General features: G+C 73.0%; 15 protein-coding genes. 10 read left to right on the top strand and 5 right to left on the bottom strand.

Going from position 1 to position 17612, the window contains the following annotated elements:
- Window positions 1-19: 19 nt before the first annotated feature.
- On the top strand, window positions 20-1009 hold the full coding sequence (locus L3i22_RS15270; protein ID WP_255658252.1) for a zinc-binding dehydrogenase: 990 nt from the start codon (window positions 20-22) through the stop codon (window positions 1007-1009).
- On the opposite strand, the gene L3i22_RS15265 is transcribed toward L3i22_RS15270, so the two are convergent.
- A complete protein-coding gene (locus L3i22_RS15265; RefSeq protein WP_221327625.1) occupies window positions 990-1418 on the bottom strand; it encodes a DUF5990 family protein in 429 nt (142 codons plus the stop codon). The two genes, L3i22_RS15270 and L3i22_RS15265, sit on opposite strands and share 20 nt — an antisense overlap.
- 33 nt (window positions 1419-1451) lie before the next feature.
- On the opposite strand from L3i22_RS15265, the gene L3i22_RS15260 reads away from it, so the two are divergent.
- Together L3i22_RS15260 and L3i22_RS15255 are read left to right on the top strand one after the other, a co-directional pair.
- Window positions 1452-3080 (top strand): PP2C family protein-serine/threonine phosphatase, encoded by a 1629-nt coding sequence (locus tag L3i22_RS15260; protein WP_221327624.1) that lies wholly within the window; start codon window positions 1452-1454, stop codon window positions 3078-3080.
- Window positions 3077-3517, top strand: a complete 441-nt coding sequence (locus L3i22_RS15255) for a response regulator (protein ID WP_221327623.1) — start codon at window positions 3077-3079, stop codon at window positions 3515-3517. Before L3i22_RS15260 ends, L3i22_RS15255 begins: the two co-directional genes overlap by 4 nt.
- Here L3i22_RS15255 and L3i22_RS15250 read toward each other — a convergent pair.
- Window positions 3454-5649 carry an ATP-binding protein gene (locus L3i22_RS15250; RefSeq protein ID WP_221327622.1) on the bottom strand — a complete coding sequence of 732 codons (2196 nt, stop codon included), beginning with the start codon at window positions 5647-5649 and terminating at the stop codon, window positions 3454-3456. The genes L3i22_RS15255 and L3i22_RS15250 overlap by 64 nt on opposite strands.
- A gap of 126 nt (window positions 5650-5775) precedes the next feature.
- On the opposite strand from L3i22_RS15250, the gene L3i22_RS15245 reads away from it, so the two are divergent.
- Genes L3i22_RS15245 through L3i22_RS15225 form a run of 5 tightly spaced genes read left to right on the top strand, consistent with a single transcriptional unit; the run spans window position 5776 to window position 12158 of the window.
- Window positions 5776-6666 (top strand): tetratricopeptide repeat protein, encoded by an 891-nt coding sequence (locus tag L3i22_RS15245; protein ID WP_221327621.1) that lies wholly within the window; start codon window positions 5776-5778, stop codon window positions 6664-6666.
- Window positions 6667-6675: 9 nt separating this feature from the next.
- Window positions 6676-7356: an esterase family protein gene (locus L3i22_RS15240; RefSeq protein WP_221327620.1), complete on the top strand. Its 681-nt coding sequence runs from the start codon at window positions 6676-6678 to the stop codon at window positions 7354-7356.
- A gap of 21 nt (window positions 7357-7377) precedes the next feature.
- Window positions 7378-8616: a RimK family alpha-L-glutamate ligase gene (locus L3i22_RS15235; RefSeq protein ID WP_221327619.1), complete on the top strand. Its 1239-nt coding sequence runs from the start codon at window positions 7378-7380 to the stop codon at window positions 8614-8616.
- A gap of 32 nt (window positions 8617-8648) precedes the next feature.
- Window positions 8649-10841 carry a glycoside hydrolase family 9 protein gene (locus L3i22_RS15230; protein WP_221327618.1) on the top strand — a complete coding sequence of 731 codons (2193 nt, stop codon included), beginning with the start codon at window positions 8649-8651 and terminating at the stop codon, window positions 10839-10841.
- Between the two features lie 45 nt (window positions 10842-10886).
- Entirely contained in the window at window positions 10887-12158 is a 1272-nt protein-coding gene (locus tag L3i22_RS15225; protein WP_221327617.1) for a cytochrome P450, read from the top strand.
- Between the two features lie 5 nt (window positions 12159-12163).
- Here the strand turns inward: L3i22_RS15225 and L3i22_RS15220 are convergent, their stop codons facing one another.
- On the bottom strand, window positions 12164-13672 hold the full coding sequence (locus tag L3i22_RS15220) for a N,N-dimethylformamidase beta subunit family domain-containing protein (protein WP_221327616.1): 1509 nt from the start codon (window positions 13670-13672) through the stop codon (window positions 12164-12166).
- A gap of 148 nt (window positions 13673-13820) precedes the next feature.
- On the bottom strand, window positions 13821-14147 hold the full coding sequence (locus L3i22_RS15215; RefSeq protein ID WP_255658250.1) for an STAS domain-containing protein: 327 nt from the start codon (window positions 14145-14147) through the stop codon (window positions 13821-13823).
- Window positions 14148-14404: 257 nt separating this feature from the next.
- Between L3i22_RS15215 and L3i22_RS15210 the strand changes: the two genes are divergently transcribed.
- Both L3i22_RS15210 and L3i22_RS15205 read left to right on the top strand, forming a co-directional pair.
- Entirely contained in the window at window positions 14405-15826 is a 1422-nt protein-coding gene (locus L3i22_RS15210; protein ID WP_221327615.1) for an amino acid permease, read from the top strand.
- The gene (locus L3i22_RS15205; protein WP_221327614.1) at window positions 15823-16686 is read left to right on the top strand and encodes a universal stress protein; all 864 of its coding nucleotides are present in this window, start codon (window positions 15823-15825) and stop codon (window positions 16684-16686) included. The genes L3i22_RS15210 and L3i22_RS15205 overlap by 4 nt, the downstream gene beginning before the upstream one ends.
- Here the strand turns inward: L3i22_RS15205 and L3i22_RS15200 are convergent.
- Window positions 16615-17607 (bottom strand): serine/threonine-protein kinase, encoded by a 993-nt coding sequence (locus L3i22_RS15200; protein ID WP_221327613.1) that lies wholly within the window; start codon window positions 17605-17607, stop codon window positions 16615-16617. The genes L3i22_RS15205 and L3i22_RS15200 overlap by 72 nt on opposite strands.
- Between the last annotated feature and the right edge of the window lie 5 nt (window positions 17608-17612).

The raw sequence follows: 17612 nt of genomic DNA, 5'->3' as shown, positions 1-17612 counted from the left end.
GCATGTAGTTTTCCCGGGCATGACGACGATGCGAGCGATCGTGCTCTCCGGTGCCGGGCCCGCCGACAACCTCCAGGTCCGTGCCTGGCAAAAACCCGACCCCCAACCCGATTGGGTACGGATCCAGGTGCGCGCCTTCGGTCTCAACCGCTCCGAGCTGCACCTCCGGCTCGGCTACGCGGAGAACGCCCACTTCCCGATCGTCCCCGGCATCGAGGCCACCGGCGTGCTCGACCTCGACCCGGACGGCGTCCTGGCCCCCGGGCAGCAGGTCGCGGCGATGATGGGCGGCATGGGCCGGGCCTTCGACGGCGGTTACGCGGAATACGTGGTGGTCCCCCGCTCGCAGGTCATCCCGTTCCGCTCGGACCTGCCGTGGGACGTGCTCGGCGCGGTCCCGGAGACCCTGCAGACCGCGTACGGCTCGCTGACCACCGGGCTGGACCTGCGGGCCGGTCAGACCCTGCTGATCCGCGGCGGCACGTCCGCGCTCGGCTACGCGACCGCCGCGCTCGCCCGGGACCTGGGCGCCACCGTCCTGGCCACCACCCGCCGCCCGGAGCGCCTCGCCGAGCTGGCCGCGCACGGCGTCGACCACCCGGTCCTGGACGACGGCGACGTGGCCGCCCGGGTCCGCGAGCTCGTCCCGGCGGGCGTGGACGCGGCGCTGGAGCTGGTCGGCACCACCACGCTGCCGGACACGCTGGCCGCGACCCGGGTGCACGGCACGGTCTGCTTCGCCGGGATGCTCGCCGACGAGTGGATCGTCAAGGACTTCTACCCGATCGCGTACCTGCCGACCGGGGTGCGGCTCACGTCCTACAGCGGGGACGCCGCGAACCTGCCGGCCGCGGTGCTGCAGAGCGTGCTGGACCGGCTCGCCGACGGGTCGCTCTCGCTGGGGCCGGTCACGACGTACCCCCTGGATCTGATCCCCGAGGCGCACCGCGACATCGAGGCGAACCGGGTCAGCGGCAAGGTCGTCGGGGTCATTCCAGCGACCAGCTGATCACCGGTGGGCGGACGCGCGCGCAGCGCGGGCCGCCCACCTCGTCGGTCAGGCCGAGCCGGCCGACCAGGACGACGTCCGGATCCTCGACGGCCGCGCGCAGCAGCGGGCCGGGGACGTCGCCGAACATCAGCTTGGCCCGGCGGAACCCGGCGAAGACGTCGCCGGTCACCGCGCCCCAGTTCAGGTAGAGGAACCGGGCGCCGGGCCGGCCGTGCACCCACGGGCCGCCCACGTCGAGCAGGCCGTCGACCTCGCGGGCGGCGACCTCCAGCTCCCAGGTCGCGGCCGGCTCGGTCACCGGGACCCGGCCGACCACCTCGGCCCTGCGCTGCATCCCGACGTGCACGTTGTTCAGCCGCAGCTCCGAGGACTGCGGAAGATCCCGCCCCTCGATCCGGATCCGCATGCGCCCCACGATAGGCCTGTACAGTCGCCACCCGTGACTACGGAGCAACCCGACTGGGCGGCGACCATCCACCGCCTCTGGGCCTGCGTCGCCACCATCGGATCCCGGGAGGACCTGGCCGGCCTGGTCCTGCCGCCGCTGCTGGACGTGCCGGGCGCGGTCGGCGTGTGGGGCCTGCGGCACACCACCGGGGCGGCGATCACCGTCTACCGCTCGGCCGGCCTGCCCCTGGAGGGCGACGCCCGGCCGGTCGCGCTGGCCTGCGCGGCCGGCGACGACAAGCACGACTGGCTCGAGGAGCACGGCGTACGGCACGTCGTGGTCACCCGGTTCGACGGCGCCGGCGACGTCGGCGGGACGATGATGGTGCTGCTCGACGGGACCGGTGACCCGCGGCGCGCCCAGGTCTGCCTGGACCAGGTCGCCGACGTCACCCGGGAGGCGGTCCGGCGGCTCGCCGCGCACCGCGCCGAGCAGGCCCAGCAGACCCGGGACGCGCTGCTCGCCGAGGCGTCGCTGCAGATGGACGCGGTGCTGGACCGGGCGCAGACGATGCGCCGGGTGGCCCGGATGGCGGTGCCGGCGATCGCCGAGGGCTGTCTGGTCTACCTCGCCGACGACGACCGGCTGGACCTGCGCAGCTGGGTGCACATCGACATGCGGCGGCTGTCCGCGCTGCTCGCCGACGAGGCGGTGGCCGGGCGGCTGGCGGCGCTGGCCGCCGACGCGGTGGCCGGGCGGCCGGGCCTGCGGGCCGAGACCGCCGTCCCCGGCGCCCGGTTCGTCGACGTGCAGGTGTTGCGGGCCCGGGGTCGTACCTCCGGGGTGTTGATCTTCATGTTCGACCGGAACCCCGGTGACGTGCCGCCCGCGCACTTCCTGCGCGACCTGGCCCACCGGGCCGCGCTCGCGCTGGACAACGGCGAGCTCTACGAGCAGCGGCGCCGCGAGGTGGTCGCGATGCAGCAGCACCTGCTGCCGCGCCGGCTGCCGGCGGTGCCCGGGCTGGAGTTCGCCGCCTCCTACACGGTCGGCGACCGGGTGGTGGAGGTCGGCGGCGACTTCTACGACGTGGTGGTACGCGGCGACGGCGTGGTCGGCGCCCTGATCGGCGACGTCTGCGGGCGCGGCGTGGACGCGGCCGCGCTGACCGGGATGGCCCGGCACACGCTCGGCGCGCTGCTGCAGGAGGGGCTGTCCCCGGCCCGGGCGCTCGGCCGGCTCAACACGTCGTTGCGCCGGGAGGACTCGTGGCGGTTCCTGACCGCCGGGATCGCCCTGTTCCGGCCGGACGGCGACGGGTTCACCGTGCAGTGGATGTCGTGCGGGCACCCGGTGCCACTGATCCTGCGGCGCGGCGCGCCCGCGGAGCGCGGCCGGGGCGGCGGCACCCCGATCGGGGTCCTGCCGCGGCTGCGGGTCGGCCGGTCCCGGCTGCGGCTCGGCCCCGGCGACACGCTGATCATGTACACCGACGGGCTGACCGAGAGCCGGGACGCCGAGGGCCGGATGTTCGAGGACGCCGCGCTGCCGCAGGTGCTCGCACAGCTCCGGGACGTGCCACCGGAGCGGCTGGTCCGCGAGCTGAGCACGGCCGCGGCCGGGTTCGGCGTGACCGGGGCCGACGACATCGCCGTACTAGCGATCGGGGTTTCACCGTGACCGCAGCCATCCTGGTCGTCGAGGACTCGGCGGAGGACGTGGAGGCGATCGAACGCGCGATCAGCCGCTCCCACCCCGGCGCGCGGCTGGAGTTCCTGCGCTCCGGCGGCGAGGTGCTGCCCCGGCTGGCCGCGGCCGGCGCCGTCCCACCCTGGCTGATGCTGCTCGACCTGAACATGCCGGGCGAGGGCGGGCTGGCGGTGCTCCGGCAGGTGCGCGCCGACCCGGCCTGGAACGCGCTCCGAATCGTCGTGTTCACCTCGTCCGAGGACCAGGCCGAGGCGGACGCCTGCTTCGCCGCCGGGGCGGACAGCTACATCTACAAGCCGGTCAACTTCGCGCTGTTCCAGACCGTGCTGCGGCAGACGCTGGACTACTGGGGGAACGTCGCCCACATCGTGGTGCCGCCGCCCGGGGACTCCGCCGCCCAGACCTGACCGCCGTGCCGCTCCACGATCCGGCGCACGATGGCCAGCCCGGCGCCCGAGCCGTCCGCGCCCGGGTGCAGCCGCCGGAACAGCTCGAACGCCTGCTCCCGCAGGTGGTCCGGCATGCCGATGCCGTTGTCCCGGACGAACAGGGCCGGCCCCTCGGAGCCGATCACCACCCGGCGGGGGCCGTCCTCGCGCGCGTACTTGGCCGCGTTGACCAGCAGGTTCACCAGGATCTCGTCGAACAGGACCGGGTCGGCCGACAGCGGCTCCGGGTCGCCGGCCAGCTCGACCAGGACGTCCTGCTCGGCCAGGCGCGGGCCGGCCACCTCCAGCGCCCGGTCCACCGCGGCGCGCAGGTCGATCCGTTCCCGGTGCAGCTCGGTACGACCCAGCCGGGAGTAGTAGAGCAGCGCGTTGAGCAGCTCGTCCATCCGCCCGGCCAGCCGCTGGATGGACGCCAGCCGGCGCTCGGTCAGCTCGTCCAGCCGTCCCGCGGTGTCCTCGGCGATGAACGTGGCGTAGTTGGCGATCCCGCGCAGCGGCTCCTTCAGGTCGTGCGCGGCCGCGTGCGCGAACGCGTTCAGGTCCACGTTGCTGCGGGTCAGCTCGATGTTGACGGCGGCCAGCCGGCGCGCCTGGGCCAGCGCGATCTCGGTCAGCGACCGGCCCAGCTCGGCGGCCATCGCCAGGTCGGTGACGGTCCACGGGGTGCTGCGGCCGCGCACGGTGGCGAGGAAGACCGCGGTGGAGCCGCGCGGCGTCAGGCGGCGGCCGTTCGGGCCGAGGACCACCGGGGTACGCGGGTCGGCCGCCCACCGCCGGGCCACCGTGCGTTCGCGGCGCAACCAGACCACGCAGTCCCCGGCGCCGCCGACCGGCAGCACCAGTGCCCCGGCGATCCCGTCCCCACCCAGCCGGTCGCTGTGCCACAGCTCGCCGGCGGGCACCCCGGCCAGCAGCTCCTCGACCGCCCCGGCCGGGAGGTCACCGGCGACCGTCACCACCCCGGCGAACCGGACGGCCACCGCATCGCACTCGACGACCCGCTCCAGGCCGGCCGGCGACGGGCCCGCGGCCAGGTCGATCGAGATCCGCTCCAGCAGGCGGGCGATCGCGATCCGGGACCGTTCCCGGGCGGCCGCCTCGTCGCGCTCCCGCAGCCCGGCCAGGTGCAGCGACAGCGCCACCCCGAAGAACTCGCAGGCGGCCCGGACCTGCGGGCTGAGCGCCTTCGCGGCCCGGCCGTGGCAGGCGATCAGGCCCCAGAGCCGGCCGTCGGCGAGCAGCGACACCGACATCGACGAGGTGACCTCGATGTTGCGCAGGTACTCCAGGTGGAACTCGGAGACCGTGCGCAGCACCGACAGGGACAGGTCGAGCGGCTCGCCGGTCTCCGGCAGGGTCGCCGGGACGAGCCGGGCGGTGGTGTCGGCGACGTCCGCGATCACCCGGATCCAGTTGCGCTCGTAGAGCCGGCGGGCCTGCGGCGGGATGTCGGTGGCCGGGAACCACAGGCCCTGCCACGGCTCCCAGTCGGCGACCACGTCCTCGGCGAGCACCTCGCCGGGGCCGTCGATCGACTCGAACCGGTAGGCGACCACCCGGTCGTAGCCGGTGATCGCCTTGATCTCACGGACCGCGGCCGCGGTCGCCTCGGCCACGGTGGCCGCCCGCTGCATCCGCATCAGCGCCTGCCGCACCAGCATCGTGGTGGCGGCGGCGCCCGCCCCGGCGGCGGCCGGCTCGAACTCCAGCACGAGCAGGCCGTCGGCCCGGTGCGTGGTCACGTCGAACGGCTGATCGCTGCCGGTCAGCCGCACCGGCATCATCGCGGTCTGCCCGGCGTCCGCGTCGGCCAGCGCCTCGAGCCGATCCATCTGCCCGGGGTCGAGCAGCGTCCCGATCGGCTCGCCGACCAGCCCGTCGCCGGGGCCCGCCCGGCCGAGGAGAGCGGCGGCGTTCGCGCTGGCCACCGCGATCCGCCCGGCCCGGACGCCGACCAGCGCGCCGTACGACTGCACCCCGCCGAGCCGGTGGATCGGCTCCCGCACGCAGGCGGTCAGGTCGAAGGTGGTCCCGGTCTCCCGCTCGGCGGCCGCGGCCCGTTCCGACAGCCACTCCGGCGCCTCGCTCATCCCACCAACCTAGCCAGTCGTGATCCGCACGCCGGAGGGGGCTGACATCGCGGCCACGCCGGGCCGTTTTTCGCATTTGTCGCTTTTATACTTGATCTAGGTGGGAGCGGGAGCCGTGGAGGTCGGGTGGCGGAGATCTACCGGAGCGTGCACGCCGCCGGGGCCGTCGCGGCCGCGGAGAACGAACGTGGCGAGATGCTGCGCCGGGCCGGGCGGCCGGGCGAGGCGGCCGGCCACTTCGAGCGGGCGCTGGCCGCGCTCGGCGTGGTGGGCGACCCGGATCCGGGAACCCACTCGGCGATCCTCAACAACCTCGCGCTGACCGCGTACCAGCAGCGGGACTTCGACCGGGCCCGGCGCTGCCTGGTCCGCTCGCTGGAGGTCGGGCCGCTGGTCGGGGACCCGGTCGGGCGGGCGATCACCTACGACAACCTGGCCGTGGTCGAGGTCGAGCTGGCCCGCGCCGCCGCCCCGGATCCGGATCGGGCCCGGGCGCGGGTCCGGCTCGGCGAGGCGGAGACGTACTTCGCGGCGGCCGAGCGGCTGTTCCGGAGCGTGCTGCCGGAGGGGGTCGACGACTACCTGCGCTCGGTGCTGAACCGGGTGGACGCGGCGGAGATGCGCGGCGACACCGAGGCGATGGACCGGCTGACCCGGCACGCCGCCGAGGTGGCCGGGCACGGGGCGGTGGCGCCGGAGAACGCCCTGGAGGCGGCCACCATGCGCGGGAGCTTCCTGCACCGGCGCCGGAACCGGCCGCGGGCCGCGGTGGAGCTGATGACCGCCCGGCTGCCGGCCCTGCTGCCGGACTGCCCGGCCGAGCGGAGCGCCGCGGCACTGGTGGTGCTGCTGGCGGCGGCCGGCGCGACCGGCGACCCGGCCCTGGTCCGGGACGTGACCACCCGGATCACCGAGATCGGCGGCGAGCCCGGGCCCGGCGGCCCGGCACCTGACCCGCGGAAGGGCCCGGCCGGGACCGGACCGAAGAACACGGCGAAAACCACGGCGCGGCGTTAACGTACGTTCATGGGAGCGGGCCGCTGGCGACGGATTCGCCTCCCGCTGCCCGCCCTCCGGGCGACGATCACGGCCCGCGTCTGGTCACCGGGCCCGGACACCGACCGGCTGGTGATCGCCCACGACGGTCCGGACTACGCGGGCCTCGCCGAGCACGCCGCGCTGGCGAATGACTACCACCTGGCCCTGCTCCCGGCGGAGCACCGCGACGAGTGGTATTCGGCCTGCCCGGCGTACGCGAAGGCCCTGGGTCTGGAAATTCTGCCCCGGCTGCGGGCCCGGCTCGGCGCCCGGCGCGCCGTCGGGGCCGGGGTCAGTCTCGGCGCGCTCGCGATGCTGCACGCGCAGCGCTCGCACCCGGCCGGGTTCGCCGGCCTGTTCCTGCAGTCGGGCAGCTTCTTCCAGCCGCGGCACGACCGGCAGGAGTCCGGCTTCGCGCGCTGGCCGCGGATCATCCGGTACGTCCGCCGGGTCCGCACCGCCCCGCGCGGCCCGGCCGTGCCGATCACGATGACCTGCGGCGCCACCGAGGAGAACCTGCCGAACAACCGGGACATGGCGCGGGCCCTGCGCGAGCAGGGCTACCCGGTCGCCTTCGAGGTCGGCCCGGGCGGGCACGACTGGGACACCTGGCGCACCGCGCTGAACGCGCACCTGACGACGCTGCTGAACCGGGCATGGCGGGACTGACAACGGGACAGGGAGGCGACCGTGGCCGACGTCGAGCACACCATCGGACTACTGCTGGGCACCGAGGACGACTGGCCACGCGCCTACGAGTCGCTGCTGCGCCGGCTCGGCACGGTCACCGGGCCGGACGGCCGCTCGCATCGGTCGCGGTCGGTGCGGGTCACCATCGAGCCGTTCAACCTGCGCTACCGGCCGCAGCACGACCTGGTCATCGACCGGCTGGCGTACTGGTACTACCACCCCCGGGAGTGGCTCAAGAAGATCGCCCTGATGGACGGCGTGTACCTGCTGAACAGCCCGTTCACGTTCCAGTCGCTGGAGAAGCACGCGGCGTACTGCGCGATGATGCGGCTCGGGCTGAAGGTGCCGGAGACGGTGCTGGTGCCGTTCAAGAACCCGCTCGACAACTCCCGCTGGGCGTACACGGCGGCCCGCTACAACCGGCCGTTCGACCTGGAGGCGACGGCCGCGTCGATCGGGTATCCGCTGTACATGAAGCCGTACGACGGCGGCGCCTGGGTCGGCGTGTCGAAGATCAGAAACCCGGACGAACTGCATGCGGCGTACGACGCGTCCGGCGAGCGCCTGATGCATCTGCAGGCGTCGGTCGAGGACTACGACGTGTTCGCCCGGTCGCTGACGATCGGCCCGGAGACGATGGTGATGCGGTTCCGCCCGGATCAGCCGATGCACGCGCGCTACGAGGTCGACCACCACTTCCTCTCGGACCCGGCCGGCGACGAGGTGGTGACGATCTCCCGGCTGGTGAACGCGTTCTTCCGGTGGGAGTTCAACTCGTGCGAGTCGCTGGTGCGCGGCGACGACGTCTACCCGATCGACTACGCGAACGCGTGCCCGGACGTGGCGCTGACCTCGCTGCACTACTACTTCCCGTGGGCGATGACGGCGCTGCTGCGGTGGACGACGTTCTGCGTGGTGACCGGCCGGCGGATGCGCCTGGACACCGACATGGCCGACTATTTCGCGGTCGCCGACGACCCGGACCGGTCGTACCAGGAAAGACTTTCGGGTTATCGGGAACTTGCGGACCGATATTTCGACATCGACCGCTACCGCGAGTTCTGCGACAAGCATCTCGCGCACGTCGACGAGGTGGTCTACGCGTGGGTGACCTCGGAAGAGTTCCGCTCGCTGCTGCGCGAAACGGTCCGCGCGATGTTCCCGGTGCACGAGCACGAGAAGTTCCTCGCCCACTTCGGCGGCCTGATCGACGCCTGGATCCGCGACCAGGGGCGTTGACGCGGTAACACGCGGGTAATCAATATGTCTCCATGCATCTATGGGAGCGCTCCCGCGCAATCGCCGCTTTTGCGGCACTCCTCCTGGTCGGAGCCGCCGCTCCGGCGCATGCCGATGAAGTCGAACAGGTCGTCAACGGCGGATTCGACGGCACCGCCGACCCGTTCTGGTCCACCGCGGGCATGCCGATCAGCCTGACCGACGGCCGGGCCTGCGTGGACGTGCCCGGCGGGACCACCAACCGCTGGGACGCCGCGATCGGGCAGAACGACATCGACCTGGTCGCCGGCGAGACGTACCGGTTCAGCTTCGACGCGAGCGGGGACGCCGGGCATGTCGCCCGGGCGATCACCGGGCTCGCGGTCAGCCCCTACGACACGTACTTCGAGCAGTCACCGGTGCTGGGCGACACGCAGCACTACGCGTACACGTTCACCGCGTCGACCAGCACCGCGCAGGGGCAGGTGGCGTTCCAGATCGGTGGCAGCGCCGACCCCTGGCACTTCTGCGTGGACAACGTCTCGCTGGTCGGGGGCGTGCCGCCGGAGGTCTACGTGCCGGACACCGGGCCGCGCGTCCGGGTCAACCAGGTCGCCTACCTGCCGTCCGGCCCGAAGGCCGCGACGCTGGTCACCGAGACCACGACACCGCTGCCTTGGGTTTTGTCGGATAAAAACGGAAAAATCGCATTCAAGGGCAAGACTTCGCCGTACGGCGTGGACCCGAGCTCCGGGCAGAACGTCCAGACGATCGACTTCAGCCGTTACACGAAAGCCGGAACGGGCTTCACGATCACCGCGGACGGCGAGACGTCCCGCCCGTTCGACATCGACAAATCAGCCTATGTCGGATTGAGAGCCGACGCGCTGAAGTTCTACTACACCCAGCGCTCCGGCATCGAGATCCGCGACGACCTGCGCCCCGGCTACGGCCGCGCGGCCGGGCACGTCGACGTCGCCCCGAACCAGGGCGACGGCAACGTGCCCTGCCAGCCCGGCGTCTGCGACTACACGCTGGACGTGCGCGGCGGCTGGTACGACGCCGGCGACCACGGCAAGTACGTCGTCAACGGCGGGATCTCGGTGTGGGAACTGCTCAGCGAGTACGAGCAGTCCCAGGCCGTACGCAAAGTTGATCTCAAAATTCCGGAGAGCGGCAACCGCACGCCGGACCTCCTCGACGAGGTCCGCTGGGAGCTGGACTTCCTGCTCAGCATGCAGGCGCCGAACGGGATGGTGCACCACAAGATCCACGACCAGGCCTGGACCGGGCTGCCGCTGCTGCCCGCCCAGGACCCGCAGCCGCGCGAGCTGCACCCGGTCTCGACCGCGGCGACCCTGAACCTGGCGGCGACCGCGGCCCAGGCGGCCCGGGTCTACGCCAAGTTCGACCCGGCGTTCGCCAAGCGCGCCCTGGCCGCGGCCCGGAAGGCGTACACCGCGGCGAAGACGAACCCGATCGCGCTCGCGCCGGAGTCCGACGGGGTCGGCGGCGGGGCGTACAACGACGCGAAGGTGTCCGACGAGTTCTACTGGGCGGCCGCCGAGCTGTTCCTCACCACCGGCGAGAAGACGTACGCGACCGACGTGACCGCCTCCCCGGAGCACACCGCCGACGTGTTCGGCCCGGTCGCCTTCGACTGGGCGTCCACCGCGGCCGCCGCGAAGATCGACCTGGCCCTGCTCCCGAACAAACTGCCCGGCCTGGGCACGGTCAAGGCACAGGTGGTCGCCGGCGCCGACAAGTACCTGGCGATCCAGCGGGCGCAGGCGTACGGCGTCGCCTACTCCCCCGCGAACAACATGTGGGACTGGGGCTCGGCCAGCATCGTCGCCAACAACCTGGTGGTGCTCGCCGCCGCGCAGAAGCTGACCGGCCGGGACCGCTACCGCGACGGCGTCCTGACCGGCCTGGACTGGCTGTTCGGCCGCAACGCGCTGAACCGCTCCTACGTCACCGGGTACGGCGAGGTCAGCGCGCAGAACGAGCACAGCCGCTGGTACGCCGCCGAGCTGGACCCGGCGCTGCCGCACCCGCCGGTCGGCAGCCTGGCCGGCGGCCCGAACTCCTCGATCCAGGACCCCCTGGCCCAGGAGAAGCTGACGGGTTGTGTGGGCCAGTTCTGCTACATCGACGACATCCAGTCGTGGTCCACGAACGAGTTGACGATCAACTGGAACGCGGCGCTGGCCTGGGTCAGCGGTTACGTGGCGGAAATCCGCTAGTTGACGTGGAGTGACGGCGGCGATTCGTGCAGTAACGTGCGGAATATGCAGGCTCTGCGCTTCGCCGCCGCGCTCTACCGGCGCCAACTCGCCATCCACTACTGGGGCCGGGTGCGCCGGGACCCGCTGTCCCGGCTGCACCTGGCCGAGGGCCGGGAGAATCCGTACGCCGTCTACGACGAGGTCCGGGCGTTCGGGCCGCTGATGCCGACCCGGCTCGGCGACTTCACCACCGCGACCCACGCGGTGTGCAACACCGTGCTGCGGGACCGGCGGTTCGGTCCGCGCGCGGTGGCGATGAACGGGCCCGGCGCGCCGGGCGACGAGATCGACATGTCGATGCTGGACAAGGATCCGCCGGAGCACACCCGGCTGCGCCGCCTGGCGCAGCCGGCGTTCAGCCCGAAGCAGATCGCCGGCTACCGCCCGCGGGTCGAGCGGGTGGTCGGCGACCTGCTCGACGCGGCCGCCGCCACCGGGACGTTCGACGTGGTGCACGACTTCGCGGCGCCGCTGCCGATCGCGGTGATCTCCGACCTGCTGGGCATCCCGGACGCGGACGCCGACGCGTTCGCCGAGCACGGCGCGGTGGTCGGCAGCGCGCTCGACGGGGTCCGGTCGCTGCGGCACGCGGCGGCGCTGCGGGCCGCCAGCAACGCGATGGACGAGGTGTTCGTCCGGCTGTTCGCGCTGCGCCGACGCGAGCCGGCCGACGACGCGGTGAGCCGCATCCTGGCCGCCGAGGGTGACCAGATCCAGTCGCACGAGCTGCTGCCGATGTGCCGGCTGCTGCTGGTGGCCGGCTTCGAGACCACCGTCAACCTGATCGGCAACGCGGTGAACGCGCTGCTCGACCACCCGGCGCAGTGGGACGCGCTGTGCGCCGACCCGGCCGGGCTGGCCGGCGCCGCGGTCGAGGAGACGCTGCGCTGGGACCCGCCGGTGCAGCGGACCGCGCGGTGCGCCCGGGAGGACGTCGAGATCGCCGGCCGGCCGGTCCGGCGCGGCCAGTTCATCGTCTGCCTGCTCGGCGGCGCGAACCGGGACCCGGCCGTCTACGCCGACGCCGACCGGTTCGACCTGCACCGCGTGCCGGAGGCCGATCACCTGGCCTTCTCCGGCGGCATCCACTACTGCGTGGGGGCGCCGCTGGCCCGGCTGGAGGCCGGGATCGCGCTGCGGATGCTGGCCGAGCGGATGCCGGGGCTGCGCCGGGCCGGGGCGCTGCGCCGCCGCAACGCCAGCATCATCCGCGGCCCGCTGTCGCTGGCGGTGTCCACGCCCCGCCCGGCGGCCCGTCCGGCACCGGCCCGCTGACCGGCCTATGTGGACTTGCGGAACCGGTCGAAGAGGTTCTTCGTGGCCTGCTGGATCCGCGGGTCGGTGTACTTCGACTCGGCCAGGGCCAGCGGCCAGTGGAAGGTCCCGGCGACGAACATGATCGTCTTCTTCGGGGTCTCGCAGAGACTGGTGTGCTGGATCTGGTACCCGCGGCCGAGCTTGTCCTGGTACGGACTGCGGGACAGCAGGGTCTGCGCGGACTCGTAGTCGGTCGGCAGCGCCGGCCACCAGCCGTCCGCCTCGACCGCGACCAGGTCCCGGATCTCCTCGCCGTCGCGCACGCCGGTCCCGGACCAGAACCAGTGGTCGGCCTTGCTCACCACGAGCGGGACCGGCTGGCGCAGGATCCCGTTGTACGCCACGCCCAGCAGCCGCGCCTCGGCGTGCTTGCGGCGGTGCCCGACGCTGCGCCAGAGGACCGTCGGGCCGGGCTCCTCCGGGGCCGGGTCCGGGGCACCCTTGTAACAGGTCACCACCCGGCCGGGGACACCCTGCGGGTCGGCGTCGAGGCGGATGTTCCAGTAGACGTTGTTCGCGGTCAGGAACGCGCAGTGGGTCTCGTCCCGGATCGCCGTCTCGACCACCTGGCGCATGGCCGGCGACCAGTACTCGTCGTGGCCGGAGAAGACCAGCGCCCGGTGCCGGGCCGGATCGACCCGGCCCTCGTGCAGGTCGACGCTTGTCACGTAACCGACGTCGTAGTCGTGCGACTCGATCCACTGTGCGGCGGCGACGTCCAGCGCGAACCAGGTGGGCCGGCCGCCGTTGAAGAACGGCCGGTTGAAGGACACCCGGTGGGCCCGCTCGGGCAGGCCGCCGAGCGACCCGTCCGGCCGGTAGCCCTTGTAGAGGCTCTTGCCGTGCACCCCGTCGAGCGGCCAGGTGTTGTACGCGGCGTACGTCGTGAACGGCACCACGACCAGGAACTCCGGCCGCCGGTCGTCGTTGCGCACGACGAACGGCGTGCTCGCCCGGTGCAGCCCGTCGCGGGTCGCGAAGGTGGCCAGGAAGAGCCCGGAGGCCCAGTCCTCGGGGATCTGGAACGTCCAGGTGGCCGGCCACCGGCAGTCCATCATCCCGGTCTCCGGGTCGATCTCGGGCAGCGGCTGCGGGCTGCCGGTCAGCTCGCCGGTGGAGTGCATGATCCGGCCGCCGGCACCGTCGTAGTGCCCGATCCGGTGCAGCGTGACGGTGAACGGCTGGGCGTCGGCGACCGCGATGTGGAAGTCGATCCACTCGCCCGCGTTCACCGACGTGGTCGAGGCGTACCCCTGGATCTCGCGGGCCCGGTCCTTGACCGTCTCGTTCGGGCGCCAGCCGCCGTCGCCCTCGGCGCGGTTCTCCAGGATGGTGGGACTGATCGACGACCGGTCCGGCCAGCGCCGCTGGGTCGGCTTCTTGCGCGCGACGCTCAGGCCGGCGGCGAGTGCCGTCGCCCCGAATGCGAGCGTCCCGAGAAACGAGCGGCGAGCCGCGCGCGACGAGAACATCCTGTCTTCCCCCCGTGGTCACACAGCCACGGTCGGGCCGCACACACGGCGGGGCGACTCTCACAGCTGCGGGCCCGGACGCTATCACAAGGATGCTTCACGTCCTGGCGTCCACGGAGCACGCGGGACAGCACGGCGAACAGTGACGTCAGAGGCTGAAGTGACGGGTCCCGGTCAGGCCGAGCAGCTCGGTCAGACCGGTGACGCGCAACTGATGGTGCACGAACTCACTCGGGTTGCGCAGCTGGAAGCCGGCGCCCACGTCCCGGGCCGCGCGCTGGCCGGCGACCAGGGCGCCGATGCCGACCGAGTCCATGAACGTCACGAACGTCAGGTCGACGACCAGCAGGGTCGGCCGGTCCCGCTGCAGCGTCTCCAGGAGCGTGTCCCGCAGTGACTCCACGGTGGCCGAGTCCAGAGTGCCACGCACATCGACGATCATGGAGCCGTCGGCCTGCCGCCGTGTGGTGATCACGGCCTCGCCCATCGCGACCTCGCCCACCGAATAAACGAGTCGGGCGATTTGCCCGATCTCCCCACCGTACCCGTCCCGGTGTGCTCCTCGCAGGCTGCCGCGCGGTTTACCGGAGGAGCCGCACAACGCGTACGCCGGGTGCGGATTCGCAAGTTGAACGGGCGAAGTTCACACATCGCGCTGATCAGCCGGGCCCGCGGCTTGCGCGGCCCGGAACGCGGGATGACGGTGATCTGACGCGTCGGAAGGGGAACGGCATGGCCAGGTCGGGGTTGTTCGCGATCCGGGACGTGGGGTCACTGATCCACGAGACCGCCGAGGAGGGCACCGAGCTCAAGAAGGCGGTCGGCGTCACCCAGCTGACCGCGATGGGCGTCGGGGCGATCATCGGCACCGGCATCTTCGTGGTGATCGGCAAGGGTTCCGGCATCGCCGGGCCGGCCGTCATCCTGTCCTTCGCGCTGGCCGCGGTGGCCTGCGTGTTCTCCGCACTGTCGTACGCCGAGCTGGCGTCCTCGATCCCGGTCTCCGGCAGCGCCTACACCTACACCTACGCCACCCTCGGCGAACTGGTCGCCTGGATCATCGGCTGGGACCTGATCCTGGAGTACGGGGTGTCGGTGGCCGGCATCGCGATCGGCTGGGGCGGCAACCTCAACGCGTTCCTGGACGCCGCGTTCGGCGTCGCCCTGCCGGACGCCATCGCCAAGTCCCCCGAGGACGGCGGGATCATCAACCTGCCGGCCGTCTTCATCGTCCTGGCCATCACGCTGCTGCTGATCCGCGGCGTGACCGAGAGCGCCCGGGCGAACCTGGTGATGGTCGTGGTGAAGCTGACCGTGCTGGTGTTCTTCCTGGTGGTGGCGTTCGCGAACTTCGGCACCGGCAACTTTCACCCGTTCGCGCCGGCCGGCATGGACGGGGTGACCGCGGCCGCGGCGATCATCTTCTTCGCGTACATCGGGTTCGACGCGGTCTCCACCGGCAGCGAGGAGGCCCGCAACCCGGCCCGCGACCTGCCCTGGGCGATCATCGGCTCGCTCGCCATCTGCACGGTCTTCTACATCCTCACCGCGGTCGCCGCGCTCGGCATCGCCAGCCCGGACCAGATGAAGGACAGCGACGCGCCCCTCGCGGCGGCGCTGGACCAGGGCGCCGGGATGAGCTGGGCGGCCGGGATCCTCGCGCTCGGCGCGGTGGTCGCGATCACCAGCGTGGTGCTGGTGATCTTCTACGGCCAGACCCGGATCTTCTTCGCGATGTGCCGGGACGGCCTGCTGCCACGCCGGATGGCCAAGGTCAACCCGCGGTACGGCACCCCGGCCCGGCTGACCGTCACGCTCGGCGTGCTGATCGCGATCCTGGCCGCGCTGGTCCCGCTCGGCACCATCGTCGAGCTGGTCAACATCGGCACGCTGTTCGCGTTCGTCCTGGTCAACATCGGCGTGATCATCCTGCGCCGGACCCGGCCGGACATGCCCCGGCCCTATCGGGTGCCGTGGTCGCCGCTGCTGCCGTTGCTCGGCGTCGGGTTCGCCGTCTACCTGATGTCCGACCTGCCGGTGGACACCTGGATCCGGTTCGGGGTGTGGCTGGTCGTCGGCCTGATCATCTACGGGCTCTACGGCTACCGGCACTCCCGGGTGCGCCAGGAGGCCGAGCGGAGGCCGGAGTCATGACCGCCCCGGTGATCGTCGGGGCCGACCACAGCGCCGGCACCGCCGACGCGCTCGCGCTCGGCCGGTGGCTGGCCGAGCGGACCGCGGCGCCGCTGATCGTCGCGGTGGTCCATCCGGTGCCGTCCGCGATCGGCGCCGGCCGGGTCGACGCGGAGTGGATCGCCGACCGGCACCGGGCCGCCGAGCGGGTGCTCGACGAGGCCCGCTCCACCCTGGACGACCCGCCCGGCGTCGACTACCGGATCGTCGCGTCCAGCTCGGCCGCGCACGGCCTGCACGACCTCGCCGAGCAGACCGGCGCCGCGCTGCTGGTGGTCGGCTCCGGCGCGGCCGCCCCGGCCGCCCGGATCTTCGCCGGCAGCACCGCCGAGCGGCTGCTGGCCGGCAGCGTCTGCCCGGTCGCGGTCACCCCGGCCGGCGGTGGCGCTGCGCCGGGCACGGCCGGCCGGATCGGCGTCGCCTACGTGGACACCCCGGACGGGCGGGCGGCGCTGGCCGCCGGGGCCGAGCTGGCCCGGCGGACCGGCAGCCCGCTGCGGCTGGTCACGGTCGCGGCCGGCGGGGACGCCGCGCTGCCGTTCATGATCGGGGACGACGCCGAGCGGGCGTTCCTGGACACCGCGCGGGAGATCTACGAGGAGGCGCTGCGCAAGGCCGCGGACACCGTCCCGGACGTGACCGTGGTGTGCGAGCTGCGCTCCGGGGACGTGGTCGAGGAGCTCGCCGGGATGACCGACGTGGACGTGCTGTTCTGCGGCTCGCGCGGCTACGGCCCGGCCCGGCGGGTGCTACTCGGCGGCGTGTCGGGCCGGCTTCTGCGACGGGCGGGCCGTCCGCTCGTCGTGGTGCCGCGCGCCTGAGTTCACCACCGGCCGGTCGCCGGCGTAGGTCGGCTCGTCGGCGGCCCGCTGGTCCCAGGCGGGCGCGGACGCGCTCAGGTCCATCATCGGCACGTAGACCCGGGCGTCCACCGCCTCGGCCAGCAGCAGCGCGGCGACCAGGGCGGTGGGCCGGTCCGCCGGGTCCCGGCGCAGGCAGCGGTAGCAGAGGTCGAGCACCTCCGGCGGCACGCCCTCGAGGTGCGGCAGCGGCTCCGGGTCGTGGTAGCGCTGGGCCCGGATCAGCTCGGTGTGCGACGTGGTGGTCCACGGCAGCCGGCCGGCCAGGCAGTGGTAGAGCAGCGAGCCGAGGCCGAACATGTCCGACGCCGGCCCGGCCGGGTGCCCCTCGAAGCGTTCCGGCGCGACGTAGGCCGGGGTGCCCATCACCGGCCCGTCCGGGTCCGACTCGGGCGCGCCGACCGCCGCCGCGATGCCGAAGTCGAGGACTTTGGCGCCGCTCGGGGTGAGCATCACGTTGGCCGGCTTGATGTCGCGGTGCACCACGTTCTCGGCGTGCGCGGCGGCCAGCGCGGCCGCGACCTCGGCGCAGATCCGCACCCCGATCCGCCAGTCGAGCCGGCCCGTCCGCAGGTGCTGGCTCAGCGTCTGGCCCTCGACCAGCTCCATCACGATGTACGGCACGTCCGGCCGCCCGGGCGCCGGCGACGTGCCGAAGTCGTGCACGCCGGCCACGTTCGGGTGCGCCAGCCGCGCCGCCGACCGCGCCTCGGCCCGGATCAGCTCGGCCCCGGCCGCGCCGAGGGTGCCCTCCACCGCCGGGGCCATGATCTTCACCGCCACCGGGCGGTCCAGGACCTGGTCGTGGCCGCGCCACACCTCGGACATGCCACCCAGCCCGATCCGGTGCACCAGCTGATAGCGCCCACCCAGCATCCGCACGGAAG

This window comes from Actinoplanes sp. L3-i22, assembly GCF_019704555.1.
Taxonomy (GTDB): Bacteria; Actinomycetota; Actinomycetes; order Mycobacteriales; family Micromonosporaceae; genus Actinoplanes.
Note: the sequence above shows the minus strand (reverse complement) of the source record. Positions and strands in the feature narration are given on the sequence as shown.

What these genes read in the sequence shown, in the direction of transcription:
- L3i22_RS15205 (WP_221327614.1), top strand. Translation starts at nt 15,823, where the DNA reads ATGACCGCCCCGGTGATCGTCGGGGCCGACCACAGCGCCGGCACCGCC.
- L3i22_RS15225 (WP_221327617.1), top strand. Translation starts at nt 10,887, where the DNA reads ATGCAGGCTCTGCGCTTCGCCGCCGCGCTCTACCGGCGCCAACTCGCC.
- L3i22_RS15220 (WP_221327616.1), bottom strand. Translation starts at nt 13,672, where the DNA reads ATGTTCTCGTCGCGCGCGGCTCGCCGCTCGTTTCTCGGGACGCTCGCA.
- L3i22_RS15250 (WP_221327622.1), bottom strand. Translation starts at nt 5,649, where the DNA reads ATGAGCGAGGCGCCGGAGTGGCTGTCGGAACGGGCCGCGGCCGCCGAG.
- L3i22_RS15270 (WP_255658252.1), top strand. Translation starts at nt 20, where the DNA reads ATGACGACGATGCGAGCGATCGTGCTCTCCGGTGCCGGGCCCGCCGAC.
- L3i22_RS15210 (WP_221327615.1), top strand. Translation starts at nt 14,405, where the DNA reads ATGGCCAGGTCGGGGTTGTTCGCGATCCGGGACGTGGGGTCACTGATC.
- L3i22_RS15265 (WP_221327625.1), bottom strand. Translation starts at nt 1,418, where the DNA reads ATGCGGATCCGGATCGAGGGGCGGGATCTTCCGCAGTCCTCGGAGCTG.
- L3i22_RS15230 (WP_221327618.1), top strand. Translation starts at nt 8,649, where the DNA reads ATGCATCTATGGGAGCGCTCCCGCGCAATCGCCGCTTTTGCGGCACTC.
- L3i22_RS15240 (WP_221327620.1), top strand. Translation starts at nt 6,676, where the DNA reads ATGGGAGCGGGCCGCTGGCGACGGATTCGCCTCCCGCTGCCCGCCCTC.